The following is a 17,637-nucleotide window of genomic DNA, read 5'->3' as shown; positions in this document are numbered from 1 at the left end:
CTCGCGCCTGGGAGGGGGCTGCCGAGCCTCTTGCCGGTCGGGTCCCCCTGACGGGGCGGGCCCGGCCACGCGGTCCTGCCCGGTGGTCACGCGTGCTGCCCGGCCACGCGGTCGTGCCCGGCCATGCGGTCCTGCCGGTTCACGCGTGCTGCCCGGCCATGGGGTGAGGGGCCGTCGTCGTCGGGTCCGGCCCAACAACAGCGAAGGCAAGGAGAGTTCTCTCCTTGCCTGTCTCAAGTTATAGCGCACCGGGGGGCTTGCGGCAAGGCCCCCGCCGTGCCGCAGAATCGTCGGCCGAAGCCCACAACCTGCGGAAATGGGGAACGACGTGCGGGTGCTGTTGTCGACGTACGGGGGACTCGGTGACGTCGAACCAGAGGGGGGACCGACGAAGCGGTCGCGGCCCTCACAGGGATGGAGCACGGCTGCCCCGGAGGTGTCGCGATGACCGGGCAGTACGTGGTGGCCCTTGACGAGGTCGACGAGACGCAGCTCGCGGTCGTCGGCGGCAAGGGCGCGCAACTGGGCGCGCTGTCGCGGATCGACGGCGTCCGCGTGCCGGCCGGCTTCTGCGTGACGACGGACGCCTTCCGGCGGATCATGACGCAAGCGCCGGCGATCGAGGAGCGGCTCGATCGGCTGTCGCGGCTGGACCCGGACGACCGGGAGGCGGTCCGCACGCTCAGCGCGGAGATCCGCCGCGCCGTCGAAGAGGTCGCCGTCCCGGCGGAGATCGCGGAGGCGATCACCCGCGCCCTCGCCGAGCACGGCGAACGGGCCGCCTATGCCGTCCGGTCCAGCGCGACGGCGGAGGACCTGCCCACGGCGTCCTTCGCAGGCCAGCAGGACACGTACCTGAACGTCGTCGGACCGGCGGCGATCCTCCGGCACGTCAGCCGGTGCTGGGCCTCGCTGTTCACCGAGCGGGCCGTGGCCTACCGCCGGCAGAACGGCATCGACCACCGTACGGTCCACATGGCCGTGGTCGTGCAGCGGATGGTCCTTCCGCACGCGGCCGGCGTCCTGTTCACGGCCGACCCCGTCACGGGCAACCGGAGGGTCGCCGTCGTGGAGGCGAACTTCGGGCTCGGCGAGTCCCTGGTCTCCGGCCTGGTGAACCCGGACGTCTTCAAGGTGCGGGACGGCGAGGTCGTCGAGGACAGGGTCGCCGTCAAACAGCGCGCCGTGCGGGCCCTGCCCGGCGGCGGTACGCGGGACGTGACGGTCGAGCCGCAGCAGCAGGAGCAGCCGACGCTGACGAGTGCGCAGGCCGTGCGGCTCGTGGAACTCGGACGAGGGATCGAAGCGCACTTCGGCCGCCCGCAGGACATCGAGTGGTGCCTGGCCGACGACGGCTTCCAGATCGTCCAGAGCCGGCCGATCACGACCCTGTACCCCGTCCCCGAGACCGACGACCAGGAGAAGCACGTCTACGTCTCCGTCGGTCACCAGCAGATGATGACCGACGCCATGCGGCCCCTCGGGCACTCCATGTGGCGGCTGACGGCCATGGTGGCGATGCACGAGGCAGGCGGACGGCTCTTCGTCGACATCACCTCGCGCCTGGGCTCGCCCGCCGCCCGCGCCGGCCTCCTGGCCGCGATGGGGAAGGGCGACCCGCTGGTGCGGGACGCGCTGGAGACCGTCCTCGACCGCGACGGCTTCCTCCCACCGCCCCCGGACCCGGGTCCCGGCGCTCCGCCGGCCGGCCGCGCGCCGTCCGCGCCGGACGAGCCGGATCCGGACCAGCAGCCCGATCCGGCCGTCGTCACCGCGCTGATCGAGCGCAGCCGGTCGTCCAACGCGGCCCTGGAGCGCGACATCCGGACCAAGACAGGACCGGCGCTGTTCGAGTACCTGCTGGAGGCGTTCGAGGAGCACAAGCGGGTCCTCGGCGATCCGCGGAACCTTCCGGCGATCATGGCGGGGATGGAGGCCACCTGGTGGCTCAACGACAAGCTGGGGGAGTGGCTCGGCGAGAAGAACGCCGCCGACACGCTCACGCTGTCCGTCCCCGACAACATCACGTCGGAAATGGGACTGGCGCTGCTCGACGTCGCGGACGCCATCCGTCCGTATCCCGAGGTGGTGGCCTTCCTGCAGTGCGTCGAGGACGAGGGCTTCCTGGACGAACTGCCGAAGCTCGCGGGCGGAACCGAGGCACGTGACGCCATCGAGGGCTACCTCGACCGGTACGGCATGCGCTGCGTCGGCGAGATCGACATCACGAGGCCGCGCTGGCGCGAGCACCCCACCACACTCGTGCCGGCGATCCTCGACAACGTCAGGAACTTCGAACCGGGCGCGGCCGCGCGGCGCTTCGAGCAGGGGCGGCAGGAGGCGCTGAAGAAGGAACAGGACGTGCTGTCACGCCTGCGGACCCTGCCGGACGGGGAGCGCAAGGCCCGCGAGACCAAGCGGATGATCGACCAGGTCCGGGCCTTCGTCGGGTACCGGGAGTACCCGAAGTACGGCATCGTCAGCCGCTACATGGTCTACAAGCAGGCCCTGCTGGGGGAGGCCGACCGTCTCGTGCGGGCCGGGGTGCTCGCCGAGCAGGAGGACGTCTTCTACCTGACGTTCCAGGAGTTCCACGACGTCGTGTGCTCGCACCGGGCGGACGACCGGCTCATCCGGCGGCGCAAGGACGAGTTCCGGTCCCACCAGGCGCTCACACCGCCCCGGGTGCTCACCTCGGACGGCGAGGCCGTCAGCGGGGCGTTCCGGCGCGACGACGTGCCGCCCGGCGCCCTGGTCGGCCTGGCGGTCTCCGCCGGGACCGTCGAGGGGAGGGCCCGCGTCATCCATGACGTCGCGGAGGCCGTTCTCGAGCCGGGCGACATCCTGGTCACGGCCTACACGGATCCGAGTTGGTCGCCCCTGTTCGTCGGGATCACGGGGCTGGTGACGGAAGTGGGCGGCCAGATGACCCACGGCGCGGTGATCGCCCGCGAGTACGGCCTGCCGGCCGTCGTGAGCGTGGATCGGGCGACCCGGCTGATCCGGGACGGTCAGCGGATCCGCGTGCACGGAAGCGACGGGTACGTCGAGATCCTGTCCTGACGGCACACACCGGCCAGGCGCGTCCCCGGCCCGTGGCCGGGACGACGCCGAGCAGCCGTCTCGGGGGAGCCCGAAGGGCCGCTGCCCCCGAGCGGCTGCGGCCCTTGCGTGCGTGAGGCGCCCTCAGCGGCGCCGAGGGGCTGTCAGAGCACCCGCACCGCTCCGGTCGGCGGGTCGTAGGACAGCGGCTTCTCCGCCACACCGGTGGACGGGTTCTGCGCGCCGACGAACATGCCGTCGCCCACGTACACCGCCACGTGGTACGCGCTGCCCGCGCTGCCCCAGTAGAGGATGTCGCCCGGCTGCAGGTTGTCCAGGGACACCTGGGTGCCGGCGACCGACTGGTCCTGGGAGACCCGCGGCAGACTGATGCCGACCTGCTTGAAGGCGGTCTGCATGAGCCCCGAACAGTCCCACGAGTTGGGGCCGGTGCCGCCGGAGACGTAGGCGTCGCCGATCTGGGCCTTCACGAAGGCGATGACGGCCGCGGCCGAACCGGTCGCCGTGGACGAGCTGGTGCTGATGCTGGTGGAGCTGTCGCCCACCGACGCGGAGAGTGTGGTGCGCTCGGCGGCGCGGGTGGCACGCTCGGCGGCGGCCTTGCGGGCGGCCTCCGCCTTCTTCTTCGCCTCGGCCTTGGCGTCGGCGAGGTCCTTCTTGGCCTCCTTGGCGGCTGCTGCGGCGGCCGAGTCGCGCTCGGCCTGCAGCTGGTAGTTCGCCGCGGCCTGCTGCGTGGCCTGGGCGGACTGCGCGACCTGAGCGGCCAGGTCGCCCGTGAGTACGGGCAGTTCGAGCGTCTGCGTCACCGGCTCGGCGGCGTGCGCCGACCCGGCCGCCGTGGCGACGGCCAGCGTGCCGAGGACACCACTGGCGACTCCGGCCCGCATCGCGATCGTCGACGCGCTGCGGCGGGGTTTCCGGTGGCTGCGTATGTGAGCGGTGTGGGACATGGGTACAACCGGTATCAGGGGCTCCTCCATACCTACAAGAAACGTGTGGTGCGCCACAGTTGTTCAACGGACGCCCCAAATTCCGTGCGGCTACTTCTTTATTGACGCCGTAACGGACATTGCGGACGCAGGTGATCAAGCCTGTGATCATGGGCTTTCGTCGTTACGCCCGGATTGCCCCGCACCTACCACCGGTCGGGACGGTTGGCCAACCCCGCTTCTTAGGCGACTCTCACGAGTGTGGCGGAGGTCACGGAACGGTTACCGGGAGGGCGGCGTCTCGCGCATGCGGCACCGCACGTTCCGCTCGTGAACGCGTGCACACGTCCACATCCCGACGCGCACTCCCTCTGATGTGTGAACGCGGGTCACTACCAGGACGCTGCGTCCATCTCCAATTTGCATGCAAGGGAAGTCTCTTGATATGGAGACGCCCCTGCGGCCTGCGGTGACGAGCGAAAATGTCACTTCTTGTGATCACTCTGACGCTTCGAGTATGAAGATCACCGCTGATATGACTTCATGATCCTTCGTCAGGTGGTGGAGATCACAAAGCTTGTGTAATACCCCGTGTCGCAGATCACAGAGCGGCGGGCATAGGATGCGAGGCAGTTGGGCTTGTGACCTGCTTCACATGTTCGCGATCTTCGTCGGGACGGACGGGGTTCGTGGGACCGGTGAGACGGGTGAGTCCGACGCCATCGCCAGCAGTCAGTGCCGACTGAGAGGAGCGAGGAGCGGTGAACGCGTATGCGCCCATCCTCGTACTGGGAGCCCTCGGGGCAGGCTTTGCGATCTTCTCCGTGGTCATGGCCACGCTGATCGGGCCGAAGCGGTACAACCGCGCCAAGCTCGAGGCCTATGAGTGCGGTATCGAGCCGACCCCCACGCCGGCCGGCGGCGGGCGCTTCCCCATCAAGTACTACCTGACGGCGATGCTCTTCATCGTCTTCGACATCGAGATCGTCTTCCTCTACCCCTGGGCCGTCACCTTCGACGCCCTGGGTGTCTTCGGGCTCGTGGAGATGCTGCTCTTCGTGCTCACCGTCTTCGTCGCGTACGCGTACGTATGGCGGCGCGGCGGCCTGGAATGGGACTGAGGGGCCTTTAGTCATGGGACTCGAAGAAAAGCTGCCGAGCGGCTTTCTGCTGACCACCGTCGAGCAGGCCGCGGGCTGGGTGCGCAAGGCGTCCGTCTTCCCCGCCACGTTCGGCCTCGCCTGCTGTGCCATCGAGATGATGACCACCGGCGCGGGCCGCTACGACCTGGCGCGCTTCGGCATGGAGGTCTTCCGCGGTTCGCCCCGCCAGGCGGACCTGATGATCGTCGCCGGCCGGGTGAGCCAGAAGATGGCGCCGGTGCTGCGGCAGGTCTACGACCAGATGCCGAACCCCAAGTGGGTCATCTCCATGGGCGTGTGCGCCTCCTCCGGCGGCATGTTCAACAACTACGCGATCGTCCAGGGCGTCGATCACATCGTCCCCGTCGACATCTATCTCCCGGGCTGCCCGCCGCGCCCCGAGATGCTGATGGACGCGATCCTCAAGCTCCATCACAAGATCCAGAACACCAAGCTGGGCGTGAACGCCGAGGAGGCGGCCCGCGAGGCGGAGGAAGCGGCGCTCAAGGCCCTGCCCACGATCGAGATGAAGGGGCTGCTGCGGTGAGCGACGCGAACGGCACCCATGGCGCGAACGGCTCCTCGAACGGGGTGAACGGGTCGAACGGGGTGAACCCCGAGAAGGATCTCTCCGCCTCCAACCTCCCCGGCCAGCGCGGCGAGGGCGGGGAGGAGGTCCGCGTCCAGCGCGGCATGTTCGGCGCCGAGAACGGCGGCGACACGTCCGGCTACGGCGGCCTGGTCCGCTCGGTCCGGCTCCCGGGGGCGGCGAGCCGGCCCTACGGCGGCTGGTTCGACGAGGTCGCCGACGAACTCGAGGGCGCGCTGGAGGAGCAGGGCCTCCTGCCCGAGAACGCGATCGAGAAGACGGTCGTCGACCGCGGCGAGCTCACCTTCCACGTCGAGCGCGAGCACCTGCTGCGCGTCGCCCGCACCCTGCGCGACGACCCGGCCCTGCGCTTCGAACTCTGTACCGGCGTCGGCGGCGTCCACTACCCGAACGACAAGGGCCGCGAGCTGCACGCCGTCTACCACCTGCGCTCGATCACCCACAACCGGCTGATCCGCCTGGAAGTCAGCGCGCCGGACGCCGACCCGCGCATCCCGTCCCTGGTCTCCGTCTACCCGACCAACGACTGGCACGAGCGCGAGACCTACGACTTCTTCGGGATCGTCTTCGACGGTCACCCGGCCCTGACGCGGATCATGATGCCGGACGACTGGCAGGGCCATCCGCAGCGCAAGGACTACCCCCTCGGCGGCATCCCCGTCGAGTACAAGGGCGCCCAGATCCCGGCTCCGGACCAGCGGAGGTCGTACTCGTGAGCACGCAGTCAGAATCCGCGGCCTCGGCCGCTTCGGCGCGCGAGACCACCGAGGGCGCCGTATACACGGTCACCGGTGGCGACTGGGACGAGGTCGTCCAGTCCGCTGCCCGGGCCGACGACGAGCGCATCGTCGTCAACATGGGCCCCCAGCACCCCTCCACCCACGGGGTGCTCCGCCTCATCCTGGAGATCGAGGGAGAGACGGTCACCGAGGCCCGCTGCGGCATCGGCTACCTCCACACGGGCATCGAGAAGAACCTCGAGTACCGCACGTGGACGCAGGGCACCACGTTCGTGACGCGCATGGACTACCTGACGTCCTTCTTCAACGAGACCGCGTACTGCCTGGCCGTGGAGAAGCTCCTCGGCGTCGAGGACCAGATCACCGAGCGAGCCAAGATCATCCGGGTGCTCCTGATGGAGCTGAACCGGATGTCCTCGCACCTGGTGTGCATCGCCACCGGCGGCATGGAGCTCGGCGCCACCACGATCATGATCTACGGATTCCGCGATCGTGAAATGATTCTCGACATCTACGAGCTCATCACGGGCCTGCGGATGAACCACGCGTACATCCGCCCCGGCGGACTCGCCCAGGACCTGCCGCCCGGCGCGGTGGACCAGATCCGCGAGTTCGTGAAGAAGATGAAGAAGAACCTCCCCGAGTACGACAAGCTCGCCACCGGGAACCCCATCTTCAAGGCCCGTATGCAGGACGTCGGCTATCTCGACCTGGCCGGCTGCATGGCCCTCGGCGCCACCGGCCCGATCCTGCGCTCCACCGGCCTCCCGCACGACCTGCGCAAGGCACAGCCCTACTGCGATTACGAGACGTACGACTTCGACGTCCCGACCGCCGACTCCTGCGACTCCTACGGCCGCTTCCTCGTCCGCCTGGAGGAGATGCGGCAGTCGCTGCGGATCGTGGAGCAGTGCCTGGACCGGCTCCAGCCCGGCCCGGTCATGGTCGCCGACCGGAAGATCGCCTGGCCCGCCCAGCTCGCCCTGGGCCCCGACGGTCTCGGCAACTCCCTCGACCACATCAAGAAGATCATGGGCACCTCCATGGAAGCCCTGATCCACCACTTCAAGCTGGTCACCGAGGGCTTCCGCGTTCCGCCGGGACAGGCGTACACGGCGGTCGAGTCGCCCAAGGGCGAGCTCGGGGTGCACGCCGTGTCCGACGGAGGCACCCGCCCCTACCGGGTCCACTTCAGGGACCCGTCCTTCACCAACCTGCAGGCCATGGCGGCGATGTGCGAAGGCGGCCAGGTCGCCGACGTCATCGTCGCCGTCGCGTCCATCGACCCCGTGATGGGAGGCGTCGACCGGTGACCACCTCTTCTTCCGAGCGGGGCGTCAGCCTGGGCATGCCCCAACTGCCCGCGCCCGCCTACCCGGACGACGTCCGAGCCCGGCTGGAGGCGGACGCGCGCGAGATCATCGCCCGCTACCCCGACTCCCGGTCCGCGCTCCTGCCGTTGCTGCACCTGGTGCAGTCGGAGGAGGGACACGTCACGCGCACCGGAATGCAGTTCTGCGCGGACGTGCTGGACCTGACCACGGCCGAGGTCACCGCCGTCGCCACCTTCTACACCATGTACCGGCGCCGCCCCAGCGGTGACTACCAGGTGGGCGTCTGCACCAACACCCTGTGCGCGGTGATGGGCGGCGACGCGATCTTCGAGGAGCTCCAGGAGTACCTGGGTGTCGGCAACGGTGAGACCACCGACGACGGAAAGATCACTCTGGAGCACATCGAGTGCAACGCGGCCTGTGACTTCGCGCCGGTCGTGATGGTCAACTGGGAGTTCTTCGACAACCAGACCGTGCAGAGCGCCAAGCACCTGGTGGACGACCTGCGGACCGGACGCACCGTCTCCCCCACGCGCGGTGCGCCGCTGTGCACCTTCAAGGAGACCGCCCGGATCCTGGCGGGCTTCCCCGACGAGCGGGACGGCGCGGTCGAGGCGAGCGGCAGTGCGGGACCGGCGTCACTGGTGGGTCTTCGCCTGGCAAGGGGAGAGACCGCACCCGCGCGCGTGGTCCACCCGCGAGACGGCGGGCCGCACGACGAGCCGCATGACCGGGCGGTGCACCGGCCCTCGCCCACCGAGCACCTGAGTTCGCACGACGCGCCGCAGGAGACGTCGGCCTCCGACCCGGCCCACCCGGCAGGGCCTACCGCCGAGGAGGGGGAGTGATGACCTTGGCACCCGAGCTGAAGGGCAACAGCCCCGAGAAGCTGCTCGCACCCGTGCTGTCGGCCTTCTGGGACGAGGACAGGTCCTGGAGTCTCGACGTCTACCGAAGGCACGAGGGATACGAGGGCCTCCGCAAGGCGCTCGCCATGTCGCCGGACGACCTGATCGCGTTCGTCAAGGACTCCGGTCTGCGAGGGCGAGGCGGCGCGGGATTCCCGACGGGAATGAAATGGCAGTTCATTCCCCAGGGGGATGGAAAACCGCACTATCTAGTTGTCAACGCCGACGAATCGGAGCCCGGGACCTGCAAGGACATCCCGCTCCTCTTCGCGAACCCGCACAGCCTCATCGAGGGCATTGTGATCGCGTGTTATGCCATCAGGTCTTCGCATGCCTTCATCTATCTGCGTGGTGAAGTCGTCCCTGTTCTGCGGCGGCTGCACGAGGCCGTGCGCGAGGCCTACGCGGCGGGCTACCTCGGCGAGAACATCCTGGGCAGCGGACTCGACCTCGAACTCACCGTGCACGCCGGCGCCGGCGCGTACATCTGCGGTGAGGAGACCGCACTGCTCGACTCGCTCGAAGGCCGCCGTGGTCAACCGCGGCTTCGTCCCCCCTTTCCTGCGGTCGCGGGCCTCTACGCGTGCCCGACTGTGGTGAATAACGTCGAGTCGATCGCGTCAGTTCCCGCGATCCTGAAAAACGGCAAGGAATGGTTCAGGTCGATGGGAAGCGAGAAGTCCCCGGGCTTCACGCTCTACTCGCTCAGCGGCCATGTCGCCAGCCCCGGCCAGTACGAGGCCCCGCTCGGCATCACCCTCCGCCAGCTCCTCGAGATGAGCGGCGGAATGCGACCCGGGCACCGGCTCAAGTTCTGGACGCCCGGCGGCTCCTCGACGCCGATGTTCACCGACGAGCACCTCGACGTCCCTCTTGACTACGAAGGAGTGGGCGCCGCGGGTTCCATGCTCGGCACGAAAGCCCTGCAGTGCTTCGACGAGACGACCTGCGTCGTGCGAGCCGTGACCCGCTGGACCGAGTTCTACGCCCACGAGTCCTGCGGCAAGTGCACCCCGTGCCGCGAGGGCACGTACTGGCTCGTCCAGCTGCTGCGGGACATCGAGGCGGGCAAGGGCGCCCTGTCCGATCTCGACAAGCTCAACGACATCGCCGACAACATCAACGGCAAGTCCTTCTGCGCCCTCGGCGACGGCGCCGCCTCGCCGATCTTCTCCTCGCTCAAGTACTTCCGCGAGGAGTACGAGCAGCACATCACGGGCCGCGGCTGCCCCTTCGACCCCGCCAAGTCGACGGCATGGGCGGACAAGCACACGGAGGTGAACGCATGACGGTGACCACCAGCGCTCCCTCCGGGGGCGGCGAGGCGGCGGTCCCGCCGGAGGATCTCGTCACGCTCAGCATCGACGGCGCCGAGATCAGCGTGCCCAAGGGCACCCTGGTCATCCGGGCCGCCGAGCAGCTCGGCATCGAGATCCCGCGCTTTTGCGACCATCCCCTTCTCGATCCGGCCGGCGCCTGCCGGCAGTGCATCGTCGAGGTCGAGGGCCAGCGCAAGCCCATGGCGTCGTGCACCATCACGTGCACGGACGGCATGGTGGTGAAGACCCACCTCACCTCCCCCGTGGCCGAGAAGGCGCAGCACGGCGTGATGGAGCTGCTCCTCATCAACCACCCGCTGGACTGCCCGGTCTGCGACAAGGGCGGCGAGTGCCCCCTGCAGAACCAGGCCATGTCGCACGGCCAGGCCGACTCCCGGTTCGAGGGCCGCAAGCGCACGTACGAGAAGCCCGTCCCGATCTCGACGCAGGTGCTCCTCGACCGCGAGCGGTGCGTGCTGTGCGCGCGCTGCACCCGGTTCTCCAACCAGGTCGCCGGCGACCCGATGATCGAGCTGATCGAGCGGGGCGCGCTGCAGCAGGTGGGCACCGGCGAGGGCGACCCCTTCGAGTCGTACTTCTCCGGCAACACCATCCAGATCTGCCCCGTCGGCGCGCTGACCTCGGCGGCGTACCGATTCCGCTCCCGGCCCTTCGACCTCGTCTCCTCGCCGTCGGTCTGCGAGCACTGCTCCGGCGGCTGCGCCACCCGCACCGACCACCGGCGCGGCAAGGTCATGCGGCGCCTGGCCGCAAACGACCCCGAGGTCAACGAGGAGTGGATCTGCGACAAGGGGCGGTTCGCGTTCCGGTACGCCCAGCAGCGGGACCGGCTCGAAACGCCGTTGGTGCGCAACGCCGAGGGCGACCTCGTGCCGGCTTCCTGGCCGGAGGCGCTGCAGATCGCCGCCCAGGGGCTGCTGGCCTCGCGCGGGCGGACCGGCGTCCTGACCGGCGGCCGCCTCACCATCGAGGACGCCTACGCCTACAGCAAGTTCGCGCGCGTGGCGCTCGACACCAACGACATCGACTTCCGTGCGCGCGTGCACAGCAGCGAGGAGGCCGACTTCCTGGCCGCCCACGTGGCCGGCCGCGGCCGTGACCTCGACGGGACGGGCGTCACCTACGCCTTCCTGGAGAAGGCGCCCGCGGTCCTGCTGGCCGGCTTCGAGTCGGAGGAGGAGGCGCCCGGCGTCTTCCTGAGGCTGCGCAAGGCCTGGCGCAAGCACGGGCAGCGGGTGTTCTCGCTGGCCACGCACGCCACCCGGGGTCTGGAGAAGGCGGGCGGCACGCTGCTGCCGGCCGCTCCGGGCACGGAGACGGAGTGGCTGGACGCGCTCGCGAGCGGTGCCGACCTGGAGAACGCGGGAGGCAAGGCCGCCGAGGCGCTGCGGGCCGAGGGCGCCGTGATCGTCGTCGGGGAGCGGCTGGCCAGTGTGGCCGGCGGTCTCACCGCCGCGGCGCGGGCCGCCGCGGCGACCGGCGCCCGCCTGGTGTGGATTCCGCGCCGGGCGGGGGAGCGGGGCGCGATCGAGGCGGGCGCGCTGCCGTCGCTGCTGCCGGGCGGTCGTCCGGCCACCGACCCACGCGCGCGTGAGGAGGTCGCCGCGGCCTGGGGCCTGGCCGAACTCCCGCACCGCTACGGCCGGGACACCGGGCAGATCGTCGAGGCCGCCGTGTCCGGCGAACTCCAGGCGCTGCTCGTCGCGGGCGTCGAGGTCGCGGATCTGCCCGATCCGGCACGCGCGCGTGAGGCGCTGGCCGAGGCCGGCTTCGTGGTGTCGCTGGAACTGCGGCCCGGAGAGGTCACCGAGCACGCCGACGTCGTCCTGCCGGTGGCCGCGGTCGCCGAGAAGGCGGGCGCCTTCCTGAACTGGGAGGGCCGGGTCCGCTTCTTCGAGGCCGCGCTGAAGCCCGACCAGATGACCCGCCGCCCGGCGCCCGCCGACGCACGCGTGCTGCAGATGCTCGCCGACGCCATGGACGTCCATCTCGGGCTGCCGGACCTGCGCACCGCGCGCGGGGAGCTCGACCGGCTCGGCGCCTGGGACGGTCCCCGGGCCGCCGACCCCCTGGAGACGGCCGCTCAGCTGCCGCGGCCCGCTGCCGGAGAGGCCGTCCTCGCCGGACACCGCCTGCTGCTCGACCAGGGCGTCCTCCAGCAGGGCGACGAGGCGCTCGCCGGGACCCGGCACGCCGCACGCGCGCGTGTGTCGCCCGCGACGGCCGCCGAAGCCGGCGTCAAGGGCGGCGACGTGCTCGCCGTGACCGGACCCGCCGGAGTGGTCGAACTCCCGCTGCAGATCACCGAGATGCCCGACCGGGTGGTCTGGCTCCCGCTGAACTCCACGGGTGGTGGCGTCGCATCCGACTCCGGGGCCACGCCCGGCTCTCTCGTCCGCATCGGCCCGGCGACGCCCACCGCCGACGCCCCCAAGGAGGTGGAGGCATGAGCCCGTACCTCGCCGCTGAAGACCTCTCGATGTTCGGCCGCGACCCCTGGTGGCTGGTCGTCGTCAAGGCCGTCTTCTGCTTCGCCTTCCTGATGGTGACCGTGCTGTTCTCCATCGTGTGGGAGCGCAAGGTCGTCGCCTGGATGCAGTTGCGCATCGGCCCCAACCGGCACGGCCCCTGGGGCATGCTGCAGTCGCTCGCCGACGGCATCAAGCTGATGCTGAAGGAAGACGTCATCGTCAAACGCGCGGACAAGGTGGTGTACGTCCTCGCGCCGATCGTCGCGGCCATCCCGGCCTTCATGGCGATCGCGGTGATCCCGTTCGGCCCGGCCGACAACGAGATCTCGATCTTCGGTCAGCGCACCACGATGCAGCTCACCGACCTGCCGATCGCGATGCTCTACGTCCTGGCGATCGCCTCGGTGGGCATCTACGGCATCGTGCTGGCGGGCTGGAGTTCCGGCTCCACCTACCCGCTGCTGGGAGGCCTGCGGTCCTGCGCGCAGATGATCTCCTACGAGATCGCCATGGGCGCCGCGTTCGCCTCGGTGTTCCTCTACTCGGGGTCCATGTCGACGTCGACGATCGTCGAGCAGCAGCACGACCGCTGGTACATCCTCCTGCTGCCGGTCTCCTTCATCATCTACGTCGTCACCATGGTCGGTGAGACCAACCGCGCCCCCTTCGACATGCCCGAGTCCGAGGGCGACCTGGTCGGCGGCTTCAACACCGAGTACTCGTCGATCAAGTTCGCGATGTTCATGCTCGCCGAGTACGTGAACATGGTGACGGTCTCCGCCGTGTCGACCACCCTCTTCCTCGGCGGCTGGCGGGCCCCCTGGCCGATCAGCGCCTTCTGGGAGGGCGCCAACCACGGCTGGTGGCCGATGCTCTGGTTCGTCGTCAAGGTCCAGTTGCTGCTGTTCTTCTTCATCTGGCTGCGCGGCACGCTGCCGCGCGTCCGCTACGACCAGCTGATGAAGCTCGGCTGGAAGGTCCTCATCCCCGTCTCGGTGACCTGGCTGATGCTGGTGGCGACCGTACGGACGCTGCGCAACGAGAACTACGACTTCACCGACATCGCCCTCTACGTCGGCGGTGGGGTCCTGGCCCTGCTGTTGCTCTCCTTCGTCGTGGACATGTTCCGCAACGGCGGGAAGGACGCTCAGGCACCCGCCGAGCCCGCCGGCTTCGACCCGATGGCGGGCGGATTCCCCGTGCCGCCGCTGCCCGGCCAGGAGCTTCCGCCGGTGCCCAGGCGCAGTCCGCGCCGGGAGCGGGAGCTCATTGTCAGTGGCGGAGTGGACACTGTGAGTGACGGATCGCTGGATGGAAAGGAGGCGTCCGATGGCTGAGGAGCCCAAGGAGGCCGGGCAGACGACGCCCGGCTTCCAGAACCCCGTGGCCGGCTTCGGCGTGACCTTCAAGGCCATGTTCAAGAAGCGGCTGACCGAGCAGTACCCGGAGCAGGAGAAGACCACAGCTCCCCGGTTCCACGGACGGCACCAGCTCAACCGCCATCCGGACGGCCTGGAGAAGTGCGTCGGCTGTGAGCTGTGCGCCTGGGCCTGCCCGGCCGACGCCATCTACGTGGAGGGCGCGGACAACACCGACGAGGAGCGCTACTCGCCGGGCGAACGGTACGGGCGCGTCTATCAGATCAACTACGCCCGTTGCATCCTGTGCGGCCTGTGCATCGAGGCCTGTCCCACGCGCGCGTTGACGATGACGAACGAGTTCGAGCTCGCCGACTCCAGCCGAGCCAACCTGATCTATACCAAGGAGCAGCTGCTCGCCGGCCTCGACGACGGCATGGTGGACTCTCCCCACGCCATCTACCCCGGCACGGACGAACAGGACTACTACCGGGGTCTGGTGACGGAGGCCGCGCCCGGCACGGAGCGCCAGGTGGCCGTCTCCAAGGGTGAGGTCCCGCAGGACGCCGCCTCCACCTCCGGTGCGGACGAGCCCGCCTCCGAGGAGGTGATCCGCCGATGAGCGCGCAGCTCGCCGCCTACTCCACCTCCACCGGTGAGGCCTTCCAGTTCTGGGTGCTCGGCACCGTCGCGGTGATCGGCGCCCTGTGCACCGTCTTCATGAAGAAGGCCGTGCACAGCGCGCTCTGTCTCGCCGGCACCATGATCGTCCTGGCGGTCTTCTACCTCGCCAACGGCGCCTACTTCCTGGGCATCGTGCAGATCGTCGTCTACACCGGCGCGATCATGATGCTGTTCCTGTTCGTGGTGATGCTCGTCGGCGTCACCGCGGCGGACTCGCTGAAGGAGACCATCAAGGGCCAGCGCTGGCTGGCCCTTCTCAGCGGCCTCGGCTTCGGCATCCTGCTGATCGGCGGCATCGGCAACGCCTCCCTGACGGAGTTCGACGGACTCGCCGACGCCAACGCCCACGGCAATGTCGAGGGCCTCGCCACTCTCATCTTCACCAAGTACGTCTTCGCGTTCGAGATCACCGGCGCCCTGCTGATCACGGCCGCCGTCGGCGCCATGGTGCTCACCCACCGTGAGCGCACCGAGCGTGCCAAGACCCAGCGTGAGATGGCCGAGCAGCGCGTGCGTGAGGGCAAGCACGTGCCGCCGCTGCCGGCTCCCGGCGTGTACGCGCGGCACAACGCCGTGGACGTCCAGGGCCTGCTGCCCGACGGAACGCCGTCCGAGCTCACGGTCAGCAAGACGCTGCGCGAGCGCGGACAGGTGCGGGACGTGTCGACCGAGGCGCTCAACGACCTCAAGGCCCTGGAACAGCGCGCCGCGGAGCGCCTGGAGCGCACCGCGATCGAGCCGCCGCACCTGAAGCGGACCGAGGAGGCGTCGAAGTGAACCCCGTCAACTACCTCTACCTCGCGGCCCTGTTGTTCACGATCGGTGCGACGGGCGTGCTGATCAGGCGCAACGCGATCGTCGTCTTCATGTGCATCGAGCTCATGCTGAACGCCTGCAACCTCGCGTTCGTCACCTTCTCGCGGATGCACGGCAATCTCGACGGCCAGATCATCGCCTTCTTCACGATGGTCGTCGCCGCCGCGGAGGTCGTGGTCGGACTCGCGATCATCGTGTCGCTGTTCCGGTCCCGCCACTCGGCCTCGGTCGACGACGCCAGCCTGATGAAGCTGTAAGGGGTCGGAAGAATCGTGGAGAACCTGATTGCGCTGCTGATCGCGGCGCCCCTGCTCGGAGCGGCCGTCCTTCTGGTCGGCGGCCGTCGGCTCGACGCCGTCGGCCACTGGATCGGCACGCTCCTGTCGACCGTCTCCTTCGTGTTCGGTCTCGTCCTGTTCGGCGACCTGTTGAGCAGGGGCGCCGAAGACCGGACGCTGACGCAGCACCTGTTCAGCTGGATCCCGGTCGAGGGCTTCCAGGCGGACGTCGCCTTCCGTCTCGACCAGTTGTCGATGACGTTCGTGCTGCTGATCACGGGCGTCGGCTCGCTGATCCACCTGTACTCGGTCGGGTACATGGAGCACGACGAGCGGCGCCGCCGCTTCTTCGGCTATCTGAACCTGTTCCTCGCGGCGATGCTGCTGCTCGTCCTCGCCGACAACTACCTGTTGCTGTACGTCGGCTGGGAGGGCGTCGGTCTGGCGTCCTACCTGCTCATCGGCTTCTGGCAGCACAAGCCCAGCGCCGCCACCGCCGCGAAGAAGGCCTTCCTGGTCAACCGCGTCGGCGACATGGGCCTGTCCATCGCCATCATGCTGATGTTCACCACCTTCGGGACGTTCGCGTTCGGCCCGCTGCTCGGGGCGGAGGGCGAGCCCGGCATCGCCGGTGACGCGTCCGAGGGCAAGCTGACCGCCATCGCCCTGATGCTGCTGCTCGCCGCCTGCGGCAAGTCCGCCCAGGTGCCGCTCCAGTCCTGGCTCGGGGACGCGATGGAGGGCCCGACCCCGGTCTCGGCCCTCATCCACGCGGCCACGATGGTCACCGCGGGCGTTTACCTGATCGTCCGGTCCGCCGCGATCTTCAACGGGGCTCCCGACGCACAGCTGGTCGTCACCGTCGTCGGCGCCGTGACGCTCCTTTTCGGTGCGATCGTCGGTTGTGCGAAGGACGACATCAAGAAGGCCCTGGCCGGTTCGACCATGTCGCAGATCGGCTACATGGTGCTGGCCGCGGGTCTCGGTCCCATCGGCTACGTCTTCGCGATCATGCACCTGGTGACGCACGGCTTCTTCAAGGCCGGGCTGTTCCTCGGCGCCGGCTCGGTCATGCACGGCATGAACGACGAGGTCGACATGCGCAAGTACGGCGGCCTGCGCAAGTACATGCCGGTCACCTTCGTCACCTTCGGCCTCGGCTACCTCGCCATCATCGGCTTCCCGGGCCTGTCCGGCTTCTTCTCCAAGGACAAGATCATCGAGGCGGCGTTCGCCAAGGGCGGCACCGAGGGCTGGATCCTCGGCGGTTGCGCCCTGCTGGGCGCGGCCATCACCGCGTACTACATGACGCGCGTGATGCTGATGACGTTCTTCGGCGAGGAGCGCTGGAAGAACCGGCCCACCCGGTCCCCCGAGGCGCCCGACGCGGAGCCCGCCGCCGAGCACCGGGGCGAGCACGCGGAGCCGCACCCGCACGAGTCGCCCAAGATCATGACGATCCCCATGATCGTGCTGGCCTTCGGGTCGGTCTTCGCCGGCGGGTTCTTCAGCATCGGCGACCGCTTCCTGCACTGGCTCGAGCCGGTCACCGGTCACTCCCACGGGGACTCTCCGGTCAGCGCCCTCACCGTCACCCTGTCCACCATGGTGGTCCTGGTGATCGGCGTGGCGGTCGCCTACGCGCAGTACGGCCGCCGGCCCGTCCCGGTCGTCGCTCCGCGCGGGTCGCTGCTCACCCGGGCCGCCCGCCGCGACCTGTTCCAGGACGACTTCAACCACGTCGTGCTGGTCCGAGGCGGCGAGCACCTCACACGGTCCCTGGTCTACGTCGACCACACCCTGGTCGACGGCGTCGTCAACGGCACGGCGGCCTCGGTCGGCGGCCTCTCCGGGCGGCTGCGCCGACTGCAGAACGGCTTCGCGCGGTCGTACGCGGTCTCGATGTTCGGCGGTGTGGCGATCCTCATCGCCGCGACCCTGCTGATGAGGGCGGTCTGATACCG

At 69.3% G+C, this 17,637-nt stretch carries 14 protein-coding genes; 13 read left to right on the top strand and 1 reads right to left on the bottom strand.

Annotation, left to right across the window (positions count from 1 at the left end; all coding sequences use genetic code 11):
* The first annotated feature begins 444 nt into the window (after positions 1-444).
* Positions 445-3,063: a rifamycin-inactivating phosphotransferase gene (rph, locus tag ACZ7DE_RS04140; protein WP_470757649.1), complete on the top strand. Its 2,619-nt coding sequence runs from the start codon at positions 445-447 to the stop codon at positions 3,061-3,063.
* A gap of 143 nt (positions 3,064-3,206) precedes the next feature.
* On the opposite strand, the gene ACZ7DE_RS04135 is transcribed toward rph, so the two are convergent.
* Entirely contained in the window at positions 3,207-4,013 is an 807-nt protein-coding gene (locus ACZ7DE_RS04135) for a C40 family peptidase (protein WP_470757647.1), read from the bottom strand.
* Positions 4,014-4,753: 740 nt separating this feature from the next.
* Here ACZ7DE_RS04135 and ACZ7DE_RS04130 point away from each other — a divergent pair.
* The 12 genes from ACZ7DE_RS04130 to nuoL are packed head-to-tail and all read left to right on the top strand — an operon-like array spanning position 4,754 to position 17,632.
* On the top strand, positions 4,754-5,113 hold the full coding sequence (locus tag ACZ7DE_RS04130; RefSeq protein WP_007383963.1) for an NADH-quinone oxidoreductase subunit A: 360 nt from the start codon (positions 4,754-4,756) through the stop codon (positions 5,111-5,113).
* A gap of 13 nt (positions 5,114-5,126) precedes the next feature.
* Positions 5,127-5,681, top strand: a complete 555-nt coding sequence (locus ACZ7DE_RS04125) for a NuoB/complex I 20 kDa subunit family protein (protein WP_423627664.1) — start codon at positions 5,127-5,129, stop codon at positions 5,679-5,681.
* Entirely contained in the window at positions 5,678-6,460 is a 783-nt protein-coding gene (locus tag ACZ7DE_RS04120; protein ID WP_470757644.1) for an NADH-quinone oxidoreductase subunit C, read from the top strand. Before ACZ7DE_RS04125 ends, ACZ7DE_RS04120 begins: the two co-directional genes overlap by 4 nt.
* Positions 6,457-7,797 carry an NADH-quinone oxidoreductase subunit D gene (locus ACZ7DE_RS04115; protein WP_470757642.1) on the top strand — a complete coding sequence of 447 codons (1,341 nt, stop codon included), beginning with the start codon at positions 6,457-6,459 and terminating at the stop codon, positions 7,795-7,797. Before ACZ7DE_RS04120 ends, ACZ7DE_RS04115 begins: the two co-directional genes overlap by 4 nt.
* On the top strand, positions 7,794-8,666 hold the full coding sequence (nuoE, locus tag ACZ7DE_RS04110; protein ID WP_470757640.1) for an NADH-quinone oxidoreductase subunit NuoE: 873 nt from the start codon (positions 7,794-7,796) through the stop codon (positions 8,664-8,666). The genes ACZ7DE_RS04115 and nuoE overlap by 4 nt, the downstream gene beginning before the upstream one ends.
* Positions 8,663-10,015: an NADH-quinone oxidoreductase subunit NuoF gene (gene nuoF, locus ACZ7DE_RS04105; RefSeq protein ID WP_470757638.1), complete on the top strand. Its 1,353-nt coding sequence runs from the start codon at positions 8,663-8,665 to the stop codon at positions 10,013-10,015. The genes nuoE and nuoF overlap by 4 nt, the downstream gene beginning before the upstream one ends.
* On the top strand, positions 10,012-12,516 hold the full coding sequence (locus ACZ7DE_RS04100; RefSeq protein WP_470757636.1) for an NADH-quinone oxidoreductase subunit G: 2,505 nt from the start codon (positions 10,012-10,014) through the stop codon (positions 12,514-12,516). The genes nuoF and ACZ7DE_RS04100 overlap by 4 nt, the downstream gene beginning before the upstream one ends.
* The gene (gene nuoH / locus ACZ7DE_RS04095) at positions 12,513-13,874 is read left to right on the top strand and encodes an NADH-quinone oxidoreductase subunit NuoH (protein WP_470757634.1); all 1,362 of its coding nucleotides are present in this window, start codon (positions 12,513-12,515) and stop codon (positions 13,872-13,874) included. The genes ACZ7DE_RS04100 and nuoH overlap by 4 nt, the downstream gene beginning before the upstream one ends.
* The gene (nuoI, locus tag ACZ7DE_RS04090; protein ID WP_470757632.1) at positions 13,867-14,517 is read left to right on the top strand and encodes an NADH-quinone oxidoreductase subunit NuoI; all 651 of its coding nucleotides are present in this window, start codon (positions 13,867-13,869) and stop codon (positions 14,515-14,517) included. The genes nuoH and nuoI overlap by 8 nt, the downstream gene beginning before the upstream one ends.
* Positions 14,514-15,356 carry an NADH-quinone oxidoreductase subunit J gene (locus ACZ7DE_RS04085; protein ID WP_470757631.1) on the top strand — a complete coding sequence of 281 codons (843 nt, stop codon included), beginning with the start codon at positions 14,514-14,516 and terminating at the stop codon, positions 15,354-15,356. Before nuoI ends, ACZ7DE_RS04085 begins: the two co-directional genes overlap by 4 nt.
* Positions 15,353-15,652 carry an NADH-quinone oxidoreductase subunit NuoK gene (gene nuoK / locus ACZ7DE_RS04080; RefSeq protein ID WP_020130147.1) on the top strand — a complete coding sequence of 100 codons (300 nt, stop codon included), beginning with the start codon at positions 15,353-15,355 and terminating at the stop codon, positions 15,650-15,652. The genes ACZ7DE_RS04085 and nuoK overlap by 4 nt, the downstream gene beginning before the upstream one ends.
* 15 nt (positions 15,653-15,667) lie before the next feature.
* Positions 15,668-17,632, top strand: coding sequence for an NADH-quinone oxidoreductase subunit L (nuoL, locus tag ACZ7DE_RS04075; RefSeq protein WP_470757628.1), 1,965 nt, complete (start codon positions 15,668-15,670; stop codon positions 17,630-17,632).
* The last annotated feature ends 5 nt before the right edge of the window (positions 17,633-17,637 follow it).

The sequence above is a fragment of the Streptomyces sp. NPDC037083 genome (assembly GCF_055606485.1).
Note: the sequence above shows the minus strand (reverse complement) of the source record. Positions and strands in the feature narration are given on the sequence as shown.